This is a genomic window from Kribbella sp. NPDC051137 (assembly GCF_040682535.1).
In the GTDB taxonomy this organism is placed as follows: Bacteria; Actinomycetota; Actinomycetes; order Propionibacteriales; family Kribbellaceae; genus Kribbella; species Kribbella karoonensis.
In genome coordinates this window covers 630,457-644,630 of sequence record NZ_JBFBBI010000003.1, presented here as the reverse complement: position 1 = coordinate 644,630, position 14,174 = coordinate 630,457, and the positions used below count along the sequence as shown (strand labels likewise).

Here is a 14,174-nt window from a genome sequence, read left to right as displayed (position 1 = left end):
GTGGGGGTTGGCAGGATGCCTGCATGGTGGTGATGAGTGGGCGGGCGGTCAACCGGGCGACGTCGGCGCGGCAGTTGTTGCTGGAGCGGAAAGCCGTGCCGGCGGTCGAGATGGTGGCGCGGCTCGGGGGGCTGCAGGGGCAGGAGGCCAAGCATCCGTACGTCGGGTTGTGGTCGCGGATCCAGGGGTTTGAGGAGGCCGAGCTCGATCGGGCGGTGGCCGGGCGGGACGTCGTGCGGGCGACGTATCTGCGCGGGACGCTGCACCTGGTGACGGCGGCGGACTACCTGCGGTTCCGGGTGACCTTGGCGCCGGTGCTCGAGGCGGGGTTGAAGGTGCTCGGGGAGCGCGCCGCGGGGCTGGAGCCGGACAAGGTTGTCGCGGCGGCAGAGAAGCTGCTGGCGAAGGAGCCGTTGACCTTCACCGAAGTGCGGGACGCGCTGCAGCAGCAGTTCCCGGAGGTGAACGAGCGCACCCTCGGCTTCTGCACGCGGATGATGGTGCCGCTGGTGATGCACCCGGCCGACGTCCGCTGGTCCTGGACGGCGAACTCGAAGTTCACCCCGGCCGAGGAGTGGATCGGCAAGAAGCTCCACAAGACGGCCGAGCCCGGGGAGCTCGTCACGCGGTACCTCGCCGCGTTCGGCCCGGCGACTCCGGCGGACTTCCAGACGTGGTCCGGTCTGCAGAAGGCCAAGCCGCTGTTCGACCAAGTCGAGCTCGAGACGTTCCAGGACGAGAACGGCAAGACGCTGTACGACGTACCGGACGCGCCCCGGCCGGACGCGGACACGCCCGCGCCGGTGCGGTTCCTGCCGGAGTTCGACAACGTGCTGCTGTCGCACGCGAAGCGGGAGCGGATCATCGCCGACGAGCACAAGCCGGCCGTGTTCACGAAGAACCTCCGGGTCAAGGCGACGTACACCGTCGACGGCTTCGTCGCCGGGCTGTGGACGAGCGACCTGAAGCGTGGTGTGGCCACTCTCACCCTGACGCCGTTCGGCAAGACGCTCAAGAAGACGCAGGCGGAGCTGGAGCGGGAAGGCAGCGCGCTGCTCCGCTTCCTGGAGCCCAACGCCAAGACCTACGCGGTGGTTACTACCGGTTAATGAGGTTGTTGTCACACGTCAGATGACTGGGCCGGAAACCTTTTGCCGGGTGGAATGGGCAGATGAGTACAGTCCCCTCCATCACTCTGGACAACGGCGTCGAGATCCCGCAGCTGGGCCTGGGGGTCTGGCAGGTCGAGGACGCGATCGTCACCGACGTGGTGACGACGGCCTTCGAGACCGGCTACCGGCACATCGACACCGCCGCCATGTACGGCAACGAGGCCGGCGTCGGCCGGGCGATCGCCGCGTCCGGTCTCCCGCGTGACGAGCTGTTCATCACCACCAAGGTGCGGAACTCCGACCAGGGCTACGACAGCACGCTGAAGGCGTTCGACAGCAGCCTGGCCAAGCTCGGCCTGGAGACCGTCGACCTGTACCTGATCCACTGGCAGTCGCTGCAGCGGGACCTGTACGTCGACACCTGGAAGGCGCTCGAGCAGCTGTACGCCGACAAGCGCGTCCGTGCGATCGGCGTCTCGAACTTCCACGAGCCCGCGCTTCGGCGGATCTTCGAGGAGACCACGATCCGTCCGGCGGTGAACCAGATCGAGTTGCACCCGGCGCTGCCGCAGGACGAGCTGCGTGCGTTCAACGCCGAGAACGACATCGTCACCGAGGCGTGGAGCCCGCTGGCGTCCGGCCAGTTGCTCGGCAACGCGGCACTGGACTCGATCGGTGCGAAGTACGGCAAGTCGTCGGCGCAGGTGATGATCCGCTGGCACCTGCAGCTCGGCAACGTGGTGATCCCGAAGACCGTCACGCCGAGCCGGATGAAGGAGAACTTCGAGGTCTTCGACTTCGCGCTGGACAACGACGACATGGCCGCGATCGCGGACCTCGAGACCGGCGTCCGCACGGGCGGCGACCCGGACGTCTTCGGCTAAAAGATCTCCAGGAAGCGCGCCAGTACGGGCGAACGGTTGTCCGGCGACCAGGCTACGGAGAGTCGCCACGGCGGCAGGTCGTCGGACAACTCGCGGTACACCACCGCGTCCGGGTTCGACGGCGGTGTCGGCCCAATCAGCAGCGAGACGCCGAGCCCGGCCGCGACCAGCGACACGATCGTCTGGACGTCGGCCGCCTCCTGCTCGATCCGCGGCGTGAACCCGGCGGCGCGGCAGAACCCGACGATCGTGTCGTACACGACCGGCCCGCTCGACCGCGTGTAGAAGACGAACGGCTCGTCCGCGAGATCCGCCAGCCGTAGCCGTTTCCGCCGCGCCAGCCGGTGCCGGGCCGGCAACGTCACCACGACAGGGTCCTCGGCGACGACCCGCGACGTCAGCGTCGGCGCAAGCTGTACGACGGCACTCCCGCCGGCCGGCGCACTCGGCCGCATCAGCCCGACGTCGATCCGCCCGTCACGCAACGCCTCCGTCTGCCGGAGCGTCGTCCACGCCTCCAGGTCCAGCACGACCTCGGGATACGCCAGGCGGAACGCGCCGAGCAGCCGGGGCAGTACTTCGAACGTCGCCGACTGCACGAACCGCAGCCGCAACGTCCCGAGCTCACCGCGCTGCGTCCGCTGCGCCGCCCGCACCGCCTCGTCCGACCGGCGCAACAGGTCGCGCGCCTCCGCGAGGAAGGTCTCGCCCGCGGCCGTCAGGACGAACCGGCGCTTCACCCGCGCGAACAGCTCGACTCCCAGATCGCGTTCCAGCGCGGCGATCTGCCGGCTGAGGGACGGCTGGGTCAGGTGCAGCCGGACGGCGGCGCGCCCGACGTTCATCTCCTCGGCCACCGTCACGAACGACCTGAGCTGCCGTAGTTCCATAAGACCAATCATGCACCAGCTGCATCAATTCTGCGCATAACTTTCATTGGACGTATCAATAGTCCGATTCCTACTGTCGAAGACATGCACTACGTTCCGTTCACCGTCATCAAGTCGATCCACGAACAGACCCACTCCGCGATGCCGAACGCCCCGCAGCACCCGCACGTCCCGAAACGCCGCCCGATCCGCGACGCCGTCGCCCGCTGGCGTCAACGCCGTACGGCGCCGCCGCCGGAGGTCGAGCTCACGCTGGTGTGCCAAGCTGAGGACCGTGATCGAGGTACGACGCCTGAAGGTGTTGCGCGCGCTTGCTGACCACGGCACCGTGACCGCGGCCGCCGAGGTACTGCACCTGACACCCTCGGCGGTCTCCCAGCAACTGGCGGCCCTGGAGACCGAGGTCGGCCAGGAACTGCTCGAACGCCGCGGCCGACGGGTGTCGATCACGTCCGCCGGCCGGCTGCTGCTGGCCCACGCGGACACCATCCTCGCCGAGGTCGAGCGCGCCGAGGACGCGATGCGGCTGCACGCGAACGGCGCGAACGGCGAGGTCCGGGTGACGGCTTTCGCCACCGCGATCACCTTGCTGGTCGCGCCGGCGTTGACCCGCCTGCGCGAGACCAGCCCGGGCCTCAGCCTCGTTGTCCGGGACGCCGAAGGCCACCAGGGCATCACCCAACTCTTCGACGGCGACGCCGACCTGGCGATCGCCGTCGAGCACCGCGGCTCGCCCCGCCCCGACGACCGCCGGCTGACCCGCATCCCGCTGTACGCCGAGCCTTTCGTCGCCGTCCTCCCCCCGGCCCACCCCGCCGCCGGTCTTCCTGATGGGCCGCCCGCTCCCGCCGCGATCGAGCTCGAGGCGCTCGCGAACGACGACTGGGTGATGCCGGCGCCCGGCAACCCGATCCGCGACGTCGTCCTGCTCGCCTGCGAACAAGCAGGTTTCCAGCCCCGCGTCGTCCACCAGTCCGATGACTTCCGCGCGGTTGCCGCCCTGGTCGCGGCCGGCGGCGGCGTCTCGCTCGTCCCCCGTCTCGCCGTACCCGAGCCGACCCTCGCCCTGATCCGCCCGCTCCCCGAACCGGCGCCCACCCGCCGCGTCTACGCCGCCGTCCGCACCAGCCGCGCCGACCACCCCCTGATCACCGCAACCCTCACCGTCCTCACCGAGGTCGCCGAGAAGCTCTGACCACCGAGCGGGTGAATCAGTCACCGTCCGTGGGCAGTTGGGCATCAGGGACAGTGACCGTCAACGCAGGCGCAGAAGCGCTGGCGGACGTCGCCAAAGCCCCTCTGCTGACCCAGTTGGCGACATTGGTGACCATTGTGGTGACCACCCGCCGCGACGCCACCGACGGGACAGGTACTCGGAGGTTCGACGGGCAACGGCGCACCAGGAAGCAGCCATAGGTGAACGTGGAGCCGTTGAACACCCGGGCACCAGACGGGGCCACGAAGGCGGTGACGTTCATCGGTGTCGACCTGTGGGTCGAGCGACAGATCGCGCTGCCGCTCGCGAGAACGCCCAAGTGACGCGGCCGGTACAAGTCCGGCCAGAGACGATCGACCTCGCCCGCGAGGAAGCCCGGTACGACGGTACCGGCCGGAATCCCGTGGAACAGCCAACTGCGTCCGGTGCGGAGATTCCCGGCGGAGACGCCGCACGAGTACTCGGCACCCAGCAGCGGCTGTGACGCGTAGCCGTCACCCAGATGGCGCCAGAGCGTCGAGTTCCCACCGGCGGTGTAGCGGTCGACGTCCCAGGCCCGGCGGGTGCTGCTGGTGAAGGTGATTCGCCGGTACACCGCATTCGCCCCGAAGCTGGCCACGTTGACGCCGCGCTTGATTGCTTGGCTGAGCGAGGCCCGCATCCGCAACGAGTAGTACTCGTCGTGCCCCGGCAGGAAGACGGTCCGCGCCCGAGCTGCCAATTGGCCGCCGTACACGTCCAAGTCGTTGTCGGTCCAGTAGGTGACGTCCAGCCCTCTCGACTCCGCCCACACGATCAATCCTTGCTCCAACGGCAAGAACTCCCCCGACCCTTGCCCCTCGGCGTACGGACGGTCGAAGGTCAGCCTGCCGGAGCCGGTCTTCGCGCTGCTGTAGAAGCTGCGGCCGCCATACCAGTTGTATGCCTCCCAGGTGGTGGACGCCTGCTGGATGAGCAGTGCGTGCTTGTGGCGGGTGTCGTCGCGAACCGTCAGCGGCGCGTACGACGCGTATCGGCCGTCGCTGATCTTGATCAGATAGGTGCCCGGCACCCAGTTCCGGTCGACCCGGAGGGTTAGCGTCTTCGACCAGTTCGCGGCGGACGCCATCCGCAGCGGATGACCGTTGGCCGTGCCACCGATTGTCGGAGCAGGCTGTACGACCGTCCGGACCCGGTCGCGACGCCAGATCTCCCGGCCGCCGAGCCCCCGGTAGTACCCCATCCGATAGGCGACGACGCTGACCGGGCGCCCGGAGGTCACCTTGAGGTCGACGGTGCCGCCGCAGCTCACCGAGACCTTGGTCAGGTAGGCCGCCAGCCGGCCGTTCATCCTGGCCGGGATGACCCAGTCCGCCGTCCCCGGTTTCGCGTTCTCCGCGCTCGTCGTCGGCCAGGCCGACGGGCAACCCGCCGGAATCGCAGGAAAGGAGCCGGCGGGGATCGTGGGCATCGCCGCAGGTGGTGTGACGACCGCCAGGCTCGCCGTACCCGCCATCAGGACGGCCCCGGACGAACCGCGGACCGCCATCGCCAGCCTCATGATGCCGGCGGTCCTGGACAGGGCGACTCCGTAGACCGGGATTGCCAGTCGGGTGCCGCCGCGGACCGTGAGCCGCCGGCGCGGTGTCCAGGTCGCGTATCCGCCCGAGACCCGGAGCGCTCCGTTGACGCTGCGCATCGTCCCCTTCGCCCCGGTCGGCAGCTTCATCCGGACCGACGAGACGGTGCCGGCGCGGCCGATCGTGCCGGCGTAGGTGAGTGTCGTCCTCCGCCCCGGGACCGGGTTGGTCGCCGTCACCCGGACGTTCGCCGGACGGACGAGGACCGGCCGCCCCGAGGACAGCACCGAGCCCGTCGTACTCGTGGCCCTGAAGCTCAGTCGCCACGGGCCGTCGGCCGGCAGGCGTACGCCGTACAACGGAACGGTGAGACGGGTGCCTGCAGCAACGGTCGTCGCGGTACGAGGCCGCCACAGCAGTACGCCCCGCGCGACCGCGCGAATCGATCCGTTGATCGTGGTGATGCTGCCCGCTGAACCCGGCGGGATCGACACCACGATGTAGCGCAGCCTGCCCGCCCGCGTCGCGGCGGCACGGTAGGTCAAGGTCGTGGTCCCGTTGGCGGCCGTCACCGCCGCCGCCGTCGGCCCGGCCGCGGCCAGCGCCGCGGGTTCGAGCGTGACGGTGAACGCCGCCGGAACGACCAGAACGGCAAGGGCCGCGGCGACAAGCCGCCGAGTCAGCTGCGCTCCGCCCCGTCGGCGCGCGAGATCTGCGATGTTCATCGTGCCTCCCCCGGGGCAGCCGAGGCCGGCCCCTTCTCGCTCGCTCCGCCGGTCTTGGCGGCCCCCACGAGCGCACTAAGTAGCACGATGACGACTCGTCGTCGCCCGGCAACAGGGTCGAAAGACCTGTACTCCGTTCGTGGCCTTTCCGAGAGGTCAGTTGGCGATCAGCGCGGTCTTACGGTTCAGGGCTGCGTTGTCGACGGCGTCGAGCATGTAGGCAGCAACGTCCGCGCGGGTGATCGTGAAGCCGCCGCGCACCGTGCCTTCGGTGTTGCTGCGCATCGTGCCCTTCGCGGTTCCGTTCGTCAGCCGCGGCGGGCACACGATCGTCCAGTCGAGCTGACTCGCGGCGATCAGTTCCTCCATCCGGCGCGCGTCCGCGAACGACTCGCGCAGCAGCCGCTGGATGAGCGGTTTCACGACGTACTTCGTGACCGGGCCGTCGTTGCCCGTGTGGATGCCGGCGACGCTGACCACGACGTACCGGCGTACGCCGCTGTCCTCCAATGCCCGCAGGGTGCTCCGGGCACTCGACGTCAGGATGTCGCTCGGCCCCTTCGGACGCGGCCCGAGCGCGGACAGTACGGCGTCGTGACCCTCCAGGACCGGGCCGATCGAGGCCGGGTCCATCACGTCCGCGGTCACCACCTCGGTCAGGCCGCCGGCGACGCCGGCGCGGGCCGCGACCAGGCGGAGCTCCGGGAGCGGCACCTGCAGGGTCGAGCCTTCGCGTACGACGGCCGTCACCGCATGGCCCGCCGCCACCGCCTGGCGCACCACCTCGGTCCCGATCCGCCCGGACGCCCCGAGAACCACCAGCTTCATCGTCACCCCTCCAGGTTAGTAAACACTCACTCACCATGGTTAGTGAACACTCACCAACCTGTCAAGGTAAGGTGCGGGCGTGGGGACACGGGAGGAGATCCTGGACGCGGCCGCGGACGTGCTGCGCACCCAGGGGTACGCGCGGGCCACCACCCGGTCGATCGCACAGGTCGCCGGGTACTCCGAGGCCGCGCTCTACAAGCACTTCGCGGACAAGTCCGCGATCCTGCTCGCGGTCCTGCACGAACGGATGCCCGAGCTGCCCGGCTCGCTGAAGGAGCTGATCGGCAACCCCGGCAGCGGAACCGTGCGCGGCAACCTGGCCCGGCTGGCGCGGATCGCGATCGACTTCTACGTCGAGGGTTTCCCGATCCTGGTGTCGCTGTTCTCGTCCCGCGAACTGCTGGCCGCGCACCGGCTCCGGTTGCAGGAGCTGAACGCCGGCCCGCATCGGGCGCAGGAGGGCCTGATCCGCTACCTGCGCGAGGAGCAGAAGCTCGGACGGATCCGGCGTACCGCCGACGTCCCGGCAGCGGCAGCGTTGCTGTTCGGAGCGTGTTTCCAGCGCGGGTTCGAGGTGAACTTCACCGGGGAGACGCCGACGGCCACGGAGACCGACAAGTACGCCGCGGCGCTCGGCAAGACGCTCTACGAAGCACTACGACCGGCGGCGGCCGTCCAGTCCGACGGTTGACACCCGGGCGATCAGCGCCCGCGGGGTGAACCGCGCGGCGGCCGCGATCAGCTTGTAGCGGCGGCTCGGGATCGAGATCGCCTTGCCGCGCATCAGGTCCTTCCAGGCCGCGTCCACCAGCTCGGTCGCGTCCAGCCACATGAACGACGGGATGACCGACTTGTCCATCTGCATCCGCTCGTGGAACTCGGTGTGCACGAATCCGGGGCACAACGCCATTACCTTCACGTCGGTGGCGTGCAGCCCGGTCGCCAGCCCGGCGGAGAAGGTCGTCACCCAGGACTTGTGCGCGCTGTAGATGTTCCGCTGCAGGAACCCCGCGACCGAGGACACGTTGATCACCGCACCCGAGCCGCGCTCGATCATCGGGAGAACGGCGGCGTGCGTGAGCCGCAGTACGACGCGAACCAGCAGGTCGAGCTGCTTCTCCTCGACGTCGACCGGGTTCTCCCAGAAGGGCTTCTTCTGCCCGAAGCCGGCGTTGTTCACCAGTACCTCGATCGGCCCGGTCCGGAAGCGTTCCTCGACCCGGGCCAGCTCGTCCCGGTCGGTCAGGTCCGCGGCCAGCACCTCGCACTCGACGCCGTGCCGCCGCGCGATCTCGGCCCCGACCTCCTTCAGCCGCGCCTCGTCCCGGGAAACCAGCACGAGGTCGTACCCCTCGCTCGCCAGCTTCTCCGCGAACGCCCGACCGATCCCGGTCGCCGGCCCGGTCACGAGCGCAGTCGGCATCTTCCAACCCTCCGTCGATGACGCTCCCAGTCTGTCACCTACATTGGCAGGGTGCTGGCGGACATCGACACCTGGGTTCTCGATCTCGACAACACTTTGTACCCGCCGGACACCGGGCTCGCGGATCAGATGAACGTCCGCATCCGTGCCTACCTGGCCGAGTTGTTCGACGCCGACGAGGCCGAGACCCGACGCCTGCAGACCGAGCTCGTCGCGGAGCATGGGACAACCCTGCGCGGTCTGATGAACACCCGGTCCGTCGACCCGCACGACTACCTGGCCTGGGAACACACCATCGACTACTCGGTGATCGGGCCGGACCCGGCGCTGACCGGCGTACTGGGAGAGTTGCCGGGTCGGCGGTACGTGTACACGAACGGGTCGGCGTACCACGCGGAGCAGGTGCTCGCCCGGCTCGGGCTGGGCGAGCACATCGACGGCGTGTTCGACATCCTCGCGGGCGAACTGGTCCCGAAGCCGTACGCCGGGAGCCTGGACGCGTTTCTCGCCCGGTTCGGGATCGACCCGGCGCGGGCGGTGATGTTCGACGACCTCGAGGTGAACCTCGCGCTGCCGCACGAGCGCGGGATGACGACCGTCTGGGTGACTCCCGGCGCGGCGTCCGAGCAGCTCGCCGAACGTCGCTGGCGGGCGGCGGACGTGCCCGGCTTCCTCCGAGTAAACATCTGATGAATCACACGGAAGCGGCGTGTCGTCACGCGGAAAGCAGGCTGACGTGACCAGGAGTGGTCTGAGGACTTACGCTTCGGGGGGAGGTGAGGGGATGGCTGCTACGGACAAGGCGCTGGCCGGGTTGCGGCAGATGATCGCGTCCGGGGAGCTCGGGCCGGGGGCGAAGTTCCCGCCGGAGCCGGAGTTGTGCGACCACCTGGGGGTGTCCAGGAGCTCGCTGCGGGAGGCGGTCCGGTCGCTCGGCGCGCTGGGCGTGATCGAGTCCCGGCACGGCTCGGGGACGTACGTCTCGGCGCTCGACCCGGCGGCGATCATCAGCCGGTTCTCGCTCTCGGTCGAGCTGATCCCGCTCGAGGGCGTCCTCGAACTGCTCGAGGTACGCCGGGTGCTCGAGTCGCACGCCACCGCCGCCGCGGCCGCCCGCCAGGACCCGGGGCTGGCCGCGAAGCTCGGCCAGGTCCTCGACCGGCTGGAGGCGACCACCGACGCGACCGAGATCCAGCACCTGGACGCGGAGTTCCACGGCCTGATCTGCAGCGCCGGCGGGAACCCGACCGTCACGGCGCTCACCGACGTGATCCGCGGCCGCGGCGGGCACTACCGGATCTTCGAGCCGGGCGCCGACTTCGACGCGATCAAGCGGACCAGCGACCGTGGTCACCGCGCGATCCTGGCCGCGATCGAGACCCGCGACCCGGCCGCCGCCGCGACCGCCGCCTCCGCCCACATCGCGCAGACCGAACTCTGGCTCCGCGCCCTCCGCCCGGAGCCACGCCCCGCATGACCCACGACCCGACTGCCGAAAGTGCTCAGCCATGACCTGGAGTCTGCGCCCCGCGACCGCCGACGACCTCGAGCGGCTCGCCGAGCTCCGCGCCGTCGTCATGCGCCCCGACCTGGAACGCCTCGGCCGGTACGACGAGCACCGCGTCCGGCAGCGCCTCCGGGACGCGTACGCCCCGGAGCACACCCGGATCATCGAGGTCGCCGGCGACTTCGCCGGATCCGTCACCCTGCGCCCCGCCGACCGCCTCTGGCTGGAGCACTTCTACCTGGCCCCGCAGTACCAGGGCCGCGGCATCGGCTCCGGCGTACTGCGGTCGGTGCTGGACCGCGACGACGACGTCTGGCTGAACGTCCTGCAAGGCAGCCCGGCGCGGAAGCTCTACGAGCGGCACGGGTTCGTGCTGGACAGCGAGGACCCGGTCGACGTCTTCATGGTGCGCAGGCGGATCCCCGGGCCATCACAATCAGCCGATCCCGGCGCTCTCCCGCTCAGCGCTGTCCGCGACGCCCGATTGTGATGGCCTGGGGACCCGGAACGCGAGCCCCAGCACGATCGCGCCGGTAAGCACGAACCCGGCGGCCACCCCGGCCGCGAGGTGCATCGCGTGCACGAACGTGTCGTTCGCGGTCCGCACCAGGTCCGGACGGTGCAGGAGCGCGGCCGCGTGCCGGGTCGCCTCGGCCGACGCACCGATGGCGTCACCGTTCGGCAGACCGGTCAGCGACGGGGCGATCCGGTGCTGGTACGTCGAGGACACGACGGTCCCGAGTACGGCGACGCCGAGCACGCTGCCCACCTGACGGAGGGCGTTGTTGACCGCGGACCCGGCACCGATCCGGTCCATCGGCAGCGTCGCCATCACGGCCGCGGTGGTCGGCGCCACGGTCATCCCGATCGCGAGTCCGGCCAGGCCGCCGACGATCCCGATGACGATCAGCGAGGTGTTCACGTCGTACAGCAGGTTGGCGGTGAAGCACAACGCGAGCGTGAGGATCGCCGTACCGGAGACCTTCGCGACACCGAGGCCGGCGGCCAGGCGAGCGCCGAGCGGGGCGCCGACGATCACGCCGACCGCACCGGGCAGCGACATCAGCCCGGCCTCCAGCGCCGTCATCCCGCGGGCGCCCTGGAGGTAGAACGCGAGGTAGAAGCTCTGCCCGGTGATGGTCAGGAAAACCGCGGCGAGCGCGAAGTTCCCGGCCGCGAACCGGCGGTTGCCGAACAGCCGCGGGTCGAAGCTCGGTTCGCGCTCACGCCATTCGGAGAACAGAAACCCGGCGAGCAGAACGAGACCGGCACCGATACTCGCCCACACCTGCCAGCGGTCCCAGCCGCCCTGGTGGCCGCCTTCGATCAGGCCGTACGACAGGCCGAGCAGTCCGAGCGTGGACAGGCCGAGGCCGAGCGGGTCGAGCCGGCGGCGCCGCGGGCTGCGCGGGTTCGGCAGTACGACGGCCGCGCCGATCAGGCCGAGGACGACGATCGGCAGGTTGATGGTGAAGACCGAGCCCCACCAGAAGTGGTCGATCAGCAGGCCGCCGAGCACCGGGCCGACGGCGACGCCGACACCCGCGGAGGACGACCAGATCGCGATGGCGCCGGCCCGGCGTTCCGGTGGAAAGGTCCAGCCGATGATCGCCATCGACGTCGGCATGATCAGCGCGCCACCGAGGCCCATCGTGGCACGGGCCAGGATCAGGCCGACCGGGCCGGTCGCCCAGGCGGCCCAGGCGGAGGCGGCACCGAAGACCAGCAGGCCGGTCATCAGCACGGTGCGATGCCCGTACCGGTCGCCGAGGGCGCCGGCCAGGAAGAGCGCGGTGGCGAACAGCAGCGAGTAGATCCCGACCGCCCACTGGAGCTGGCCGGGCGTGGCGCCGAGCCCGTTGACCGGGTCGGCGAGGCGTTCGAGGGCGATTCCGAGGACGGTCGAGTCGATCCAGATCAGGACGGCCGAGACGACCAGGACGGCGAGGATGCGGCGTTGTTGGCTTGGACTCTGGGACGGGTCGATGGTGGACACGAAGTCTCCTATAATTGACAGGACCCTGACGAGGTTTCCGATCATCCTCGATTGACAGGAACCTGTCAATCTCCTTTTCGGCAGAATGTGGTGCATGGAGCCCAACGACGAGACCGGGTGTGTGACCTTCTTGGTGCGGCACGCCTGGCTGAGCATGCGGTCGGCGTTGGCGGCCGCGCTCGCCGAGCACGAGCTGTCCGTGCAGCAGTACGGGACGCTGCTGTGTGTGCAGAAGGACCCCGGCCTCACCGTCGCCGAGGTGGGACGGGTGGTCGGTACGACGCGGCAGTCCGCGAACGAGCTGATCACCGGGATGGAGCGGGCCGGCCTCGTCGAGCGGCGCCCGAACCCGAAGGACCGCCGTACCCAGCAGGTGCACCTCACCGCGGGCGGCGAACGCCGGCTGGCCGAGGCCGCACCCGCGATCCGCAAGGTCGAGAACGACCTCGAGGCCGCCTTCAGCAAGCCCGACCGCGTCACCGCGCGCGCCTGGCTTGCGCACATGGTCACCGCAGTCGAGGGTTGAGGGATGCGCGCACACGCTGAGCGGTTGGACGGCCTCGGTACGACGATCTTCGCGGAGATGTCCGCGCTGGCGGTGGCGACCGGGTCGGTGAACCTCGGCCAGGGATTCCCGGACCAGGACGGGCCGGACTCGTTGCTGGAAGGCGCGATCGCGGCGATCCGCGCCGGCGCGAACCAGTACCCGCCGGGTCGCGGCATCCCCGCGCTCCGGCAGGCGATCGTCGACCACCAGCAGCGGTTCTACGGGCTCACGTACGACCCCGACACCCAGGTCCTGGTCACCACCGGCGCCACCGAGGCGATCGCCGCCGCCCTGCTCGCGTACGTCGAACCCGGCGACGAGGTGATCGCCCTCGAGCCGTACTACGACTCGTACGCGGCCGGCATCGCCTTCGCCGGCGGCCGCCGGATCCCGGTCACGCTGCGCGCTCCGTCGTACCGGCTGGATCTCGACGAGCTGCGCGCCGCGGTCACGCCGCGGACGAAGGTGCTGCTGATCAACTCACCGCACAACCCGACCGGCACCGTCCTCACCGACGAGGAACTGCGCGGCATCTGCGCGATCGCCCTCGAACACGACCTGGTCGTGATCACCGACGAGGTCTACGAGCACCTGGTGTACGACGGCACGCACCGGCCGCTGGCGTCGTACGACGGGATGGCCGAGCGGACCGTGTCGATCAGCAGCGCCGGGAAGACGTTCGCGGTCACCGGGTGGAAGATCGGCTGGGTCACCGGGTCGCCGGAGGTGGTGACCGCGGTGAACACCGCGAAACAGTTCCTGACCTATACATCGGGCGCCCCGTTCCAGCCCGCCGTCGCGGATGCACTTGCCCTCGGCAACGACTACTACGACCGGCTGCGCGCCGATCTCCGGGCCCGCCGCGACCTGCTCGCCGACGGCCTCGGCGAGCTCGGCTTCGAGGTCCACCGCCCGGCGGCGACGTACTTCATCACCACCGACATCCGCCCGCTCGGGTACACCGACGGCATCGACTTCTGCCGTCAGCTCCCGGAGAAGGCCGGCGTGGTGGCGATCCCCCACCAGGTCTTCTACGACAACGTCGAGGCCGGGAAACCCCTGGTCCGCTGGGCGTTCTGCAAGCGACCCGAGGTCCTCCAGGAAGCCCTCACCCGGCTGCAGAAGCTCTAAGGCAGGAACTGAGCGAGGGTTTCCGGGTCGCGGGCGACGGCGGTGGTGTCGTCGTCCGCGGTGATGATCGGGCGCTGGATCAGGATCGGGGTGTCGGCGAGAGCCTGGATCCAGGCGGCGCGGTTCGCCTCGTCGCGCGGGAGGTCGCGGAGCGGCGCGGCCTCGGGTTCGTTGGTGCGGACGATGTCCCACGGCTCGAGGTTGAGGCGTGCGAGGACGGCGGTCAGTTCCTCGGTGGTCGGCGGATCGTCGAGGTAGCGGCGTACGGTGTAGTCGATACCGGCCTCGTCGAACGCCTTGGTGGCGGCGCGGCATTTCGAGCAGGCGGGGTTGATCCAGATCTCCATGCGGGT

Annotated in this window: 16 protein-coding genes; 10 read left to right on the top strand and 6 right to left on the bottom strand. The window is 69.9% G+C overall.

Going from position 1 to position 14,174, the window contains the following annotated elements:
• Positions 1 to 23: 23 nt before the first annotated feature.
• Together AB0M51_RS18175 and AB0M51_RS18170 are read left to right on the top strand one after the other, a co-directional pair.
• Positions 24 to 1,109 (top strand): winged helix DNA-binding domain-containing protein, encoded by a 1,086-nt coding sequence (locus AB0M51_RS18175; RefSeq protein ID WP_363749621.1) that lies wholly within the window; start codon positions 24 to 26, stop codon positions 1,107 to 1,109.
• A 62-nt stretch (positions 1,110 to 1,171) separates the two neighbouring features.
• A complete protein-coding gene (locus tag AB0M51_RS18170; RefSeq protein ID WP_344194332.1) occupies positions 1,172 to 1,996 on the top strand; it encodes an aldo/keto reductase in 825 nt (274 codons plus the stop codon).
• On the opposite strand, the gene AB0M51_RS18165 is transcribed toward AB0M51_RS18170, so the two are convergent.
• Entirely contained in the window at positions 1,993 to 2,886 is an 894-nt protein-coding gene (locus tag AB0M51_RS18165) for a LysR substrate-binding domain-containing protein (protein ID WP_363749620.1), read from the bottom strand. The two genes, AB0M51_RS18170 and AB0M51_RS18165, sit on opposite strands and share 4 nt — an antisense overlap.
• Before the next feature lie 84 nt (positions 2,887 to 2,970).
• On the opposite strand from AB0M51_RS18165, the gene AB0M51_RS18160 reads away from it, so the two are divergent.
• Positions 2,971 to 3,204 (top strand): hypothetical protein, encoded by a 234-nt coding sequence (locus AB0M51_RS18160; protein ID WP_344194328.1) that lies wholly within the window; start codon positions 2,971 to 2,973, stop codon positions 3,202 to 3,204.
• Positions 3,161 to 4,081, top strand: coding sequence for a LysR family transcriptional regulator (locus AB0M51_RS18155; RefSeq protein ID WP_363749619.1), 921 nt, complete (start codon positions 3,161 to 3,163; stop codon positions 4,079 to 4,081). Before AB0M51_RS18160 ends, AB0M51_RS18155 begins: the two co-directional genes overlap by 44 nt.
• Before the next feature lie 16 nt (positions 4,082 to 4,097).
• Here the strand turns inward: AB0M51_RS18155 and AB0M51_RS18150 are convergent, their stop codons facing one another.
• Both AB0M51_RS18150 and AB0M51_RS18145 read right to left on the bottom strand, forming a co-directional pair.
• Positions 4,098 to 6,386: a N,N-dimethylformamidase beta subunit family domain-containing protein gene (locus tag AB0M51_RS18150; RefSeq protein WP_363749618.1), complete on the bottom strand. Its 2,289-nt coding sequence runs from the start codon at positions 6,384 to 6,386 to the stop codon at positions 4,098 to 4,100.
• A 156-nt stretch (positions 6,387 to 6,542) separates the two neighbouring features.
• Positions 6,543 to 7,214, bottom strand: coding sequence for an NAD(P)H-binding protein (locus AB0M51_RS18145; protein ID WP_363749863.1), 672 nt, complete (start codon positions 7,212 to 7,214; stop codon positions 6,543 to 6,545).
• Positions 7,215 to 7,293: 79 nt separating this feature from the next.
• On the opposite strand from AB0M51_RS18145, the gene AB0M51_RS18140 reads away from it, so the two are divergent.
• Positions 7,294 to 7,908, top strand: a complete 615-nt coding sequence (locus AB0M51_RS18140) for a TetR/AcrR family transcriptional regulator (RefSeq protein WP_344194322.1) — start codon at positions 7,294 to 7,296, stop codon at positions 7,906 to 7,908.
• Here AB0M51_RS18140 and AB0M51_RS18135 read toward each other — a convergent pair.
• Complete coding sequence (locus AB0M51_RS18135; RefSeq protein ID WP_344194320.1) at positions 7,873 to 8,640, bottom strand: SDR family oxidoreductase; 768 nt, start codon at positions 8,638 to 8,640, stop codon at positions 7,873 to 7,875. The two genes, AB0M51_RS18140 and AB0M51_RS18135, sit on opposite strands and share 36 nt — an antisense overlap.
• 51 nt (positions 8,641 to 8,691) lie before the next feature.
• On the opposite strand from AB0M51_RS18135, the gene AB0M51_RS18130 reads away from it, so the two are divergent.
• From AB0M51_RS18130 to AB0M51_RS18120, 3 genes are all read left to right on the top strand, one after another.
• Positions 8,692 to 9,330 (top strand): pyrimidine 5'-nucleotidase, encoded by a 639-nt coding sequence (locus AB0M51_RS18130; protein ID WP_344194318.1) that lies wholly within the window; start codon positions 8,692 to 8,694, stop codon positions 9,328 to 9,330.
• Positions 9,331 to 9,424: 94 nt separating this feature from the next.
• A complete protein-coding gene (locus AB0M51_RS18125; protein WP_344194316.1) occupies positions 9,425 to 10,117 on the top strand; it encodes an FCD domain-containing protein in 693 nt (230 codons plus the stop codon).
• Positions 10,118 to 10,148: 31 nt separating this feature from the next.
• Positions 10,149 to 10,637, top strand: a complete 489-nt coding sequence (locus tag AB0M51_RS18120; protein WP_344194314.1) for a GNAT family N-acetyltransferase — start codon at positions 10,149 to 10,151, stop codon at positions 10,635 to 10,637.
• Here AB0M51_RS18120 and AB0M51_RS18115 read toward each other — a convergent pair.
• Entirely contained in the window at positions 10,584 to 12,143 is a 1,560-nt protein-coding gene (locus AB0M51_RS18115; protein ID WP_344194312.1) for an MFS transporter, read from the bottom strand. The two genes, AB0M51_RS18120 and AB0M51_RS18115, sit on opposite strands and share 54 nt — an antisense overlap.
• A gap of 94 nt (positions 12,144 to 12,237) precedes the next feature.
• Between AB0M51_RS18115 and AB0M51_RS18110 the strand changes: the two genes are divergently transcribed.
• Both AB0M51_RS18110 and AB0M51_RS18105 read left to right on the top strand, forming a co-directional pair.
• Positions 12,238 to 12,669, top strand: coding sequence for a MarR family transcriptional regulator (locus AB0M51_RS18110; protein ID WP_344194310.1), 432 nt, complete (start codon positions 12,238 to 12,240; stop codon positions 12,667 to 12,669).
• A gap of 3 nt (positions 12,670 to 12,672) precedes the next feature.
• Positions 12,673 to 13,821, top strand: coding sequence for a pyridoxal phosphate-dependent aminotransferase (locus tag AB0M51_RS18105; RefSeq protein WP_344194308.1), 1,149 nt, complete (start codon positions 12,673 to 12,675; stop codon positions 13,819 to 13,821).
• Here AB0M51_RS18105 and AB0M51_RS18100 read toward each other — a convergent pair.
• Positions 13,818 to 14,168: an ArsC/Spx/MgsR family protein gene (locus AB0M51_RS18100; RefSeq protein WP_344194306.1), complete on the bottom strand. Its 351-nt coding sequence runs from the start codon at positions 14,166 to 14,168 to the stop codon at positions 13,818 to 13,820. The two genes, AB0M51_RS18105 and AB0M51_RS18100, sit on opposite strands and share 4 nt — an antisense overlap.
• Positions 14,169 to 14,174: the final 6 nt, after the last annotated feature.

Bases quoted from the DNA above. Each gene is read 5' to 3' on its own strand.
- AB0M51_RS18175 (WP_363749621.1), top strand. From the start codon at position 24: ATGGTGGTGATGAGTGGGCGGGCGGTCAACCGGGCGACGTCGGCGCGG.
- AB0M51_RS18170 (WP_344194332.1), top strand. From the start codon at position 1,172: ATGAGTACAGTCCCCTCCATCACTCTGGACAACGGCGTCGAGATCCCG.
- AB0M51_RS18165 (WP_363749620.1), bottom strand. From the start codon at position 2,886: ATGGAACTACGGCAGCTCAGGTCGTTCGTGACGGTGGCCGAGGAGATG.
- AB0M51_RS18160 (WP_344194328.1), top strand. From the start codon at position 2,971: ATGCACTACGTTCCGTTCACCGTCATCAAGTCGATCCACGAACAGACC.
- AB0M51_RS18150 (WP_363749618.1), bottom strand. From the start codon at position 6,386: ATGAACATCGCAGATCTCGCGCGCCGACGGGGCGGAGCGCAGCTGACT.
- AB0M51_RS18145 (WP_363749863.1), bottom strand. From the start codon at position 7,214: ATGAAGCTGGTGGTTCTCGGGGCGTCCGGGCGGATCGGGACCGAGGTG.
- AB0M51_RS18135 (WP_344194320.1), bottom strand. From the start codon at position 8,640: ATGCCGACTGCGCTCGTGACCGGGCCGGCGACCGGGATCGGTCGGGCG.
- AB0M51_RS18125 (WP_344194316.1), top strand. From the start codon at position 9,425: ATGGCTGCTACGGACAAGGCGCTGGCCGGGTTGCGGCAGATGATCGCG.
- AB0M51_RS18120 (WP_344194314.1), top strand. From the start codon at position 10,149: ATGACCTGGAGTCTGCGCCCCGCGACCGCCGACGACCTCGAGCGGCTC.
- AB0M51_RS18110 (WP_344194310.1), top strand. From the start codon at position 12,238: ATGGAGCCCAACGACGAGACCGGGTGTGTGACCTTCTTGGTGCGGCAC.
- AB0M51_RS18105 (WP_344194308.1), top strand. From the start codon at position 12,673: ATGCGCGCACACGCTGAGCGGTTGGACGGCCTCGGTACGACGATCTTC.
- AB0M51_RS18100 (WP_344194306.1), bottom strand. From the start codon at position 14,168: ATGGAGATCTGGATCAACCCCGCCTGCTCGAAATGCCGCGCCGCCACC.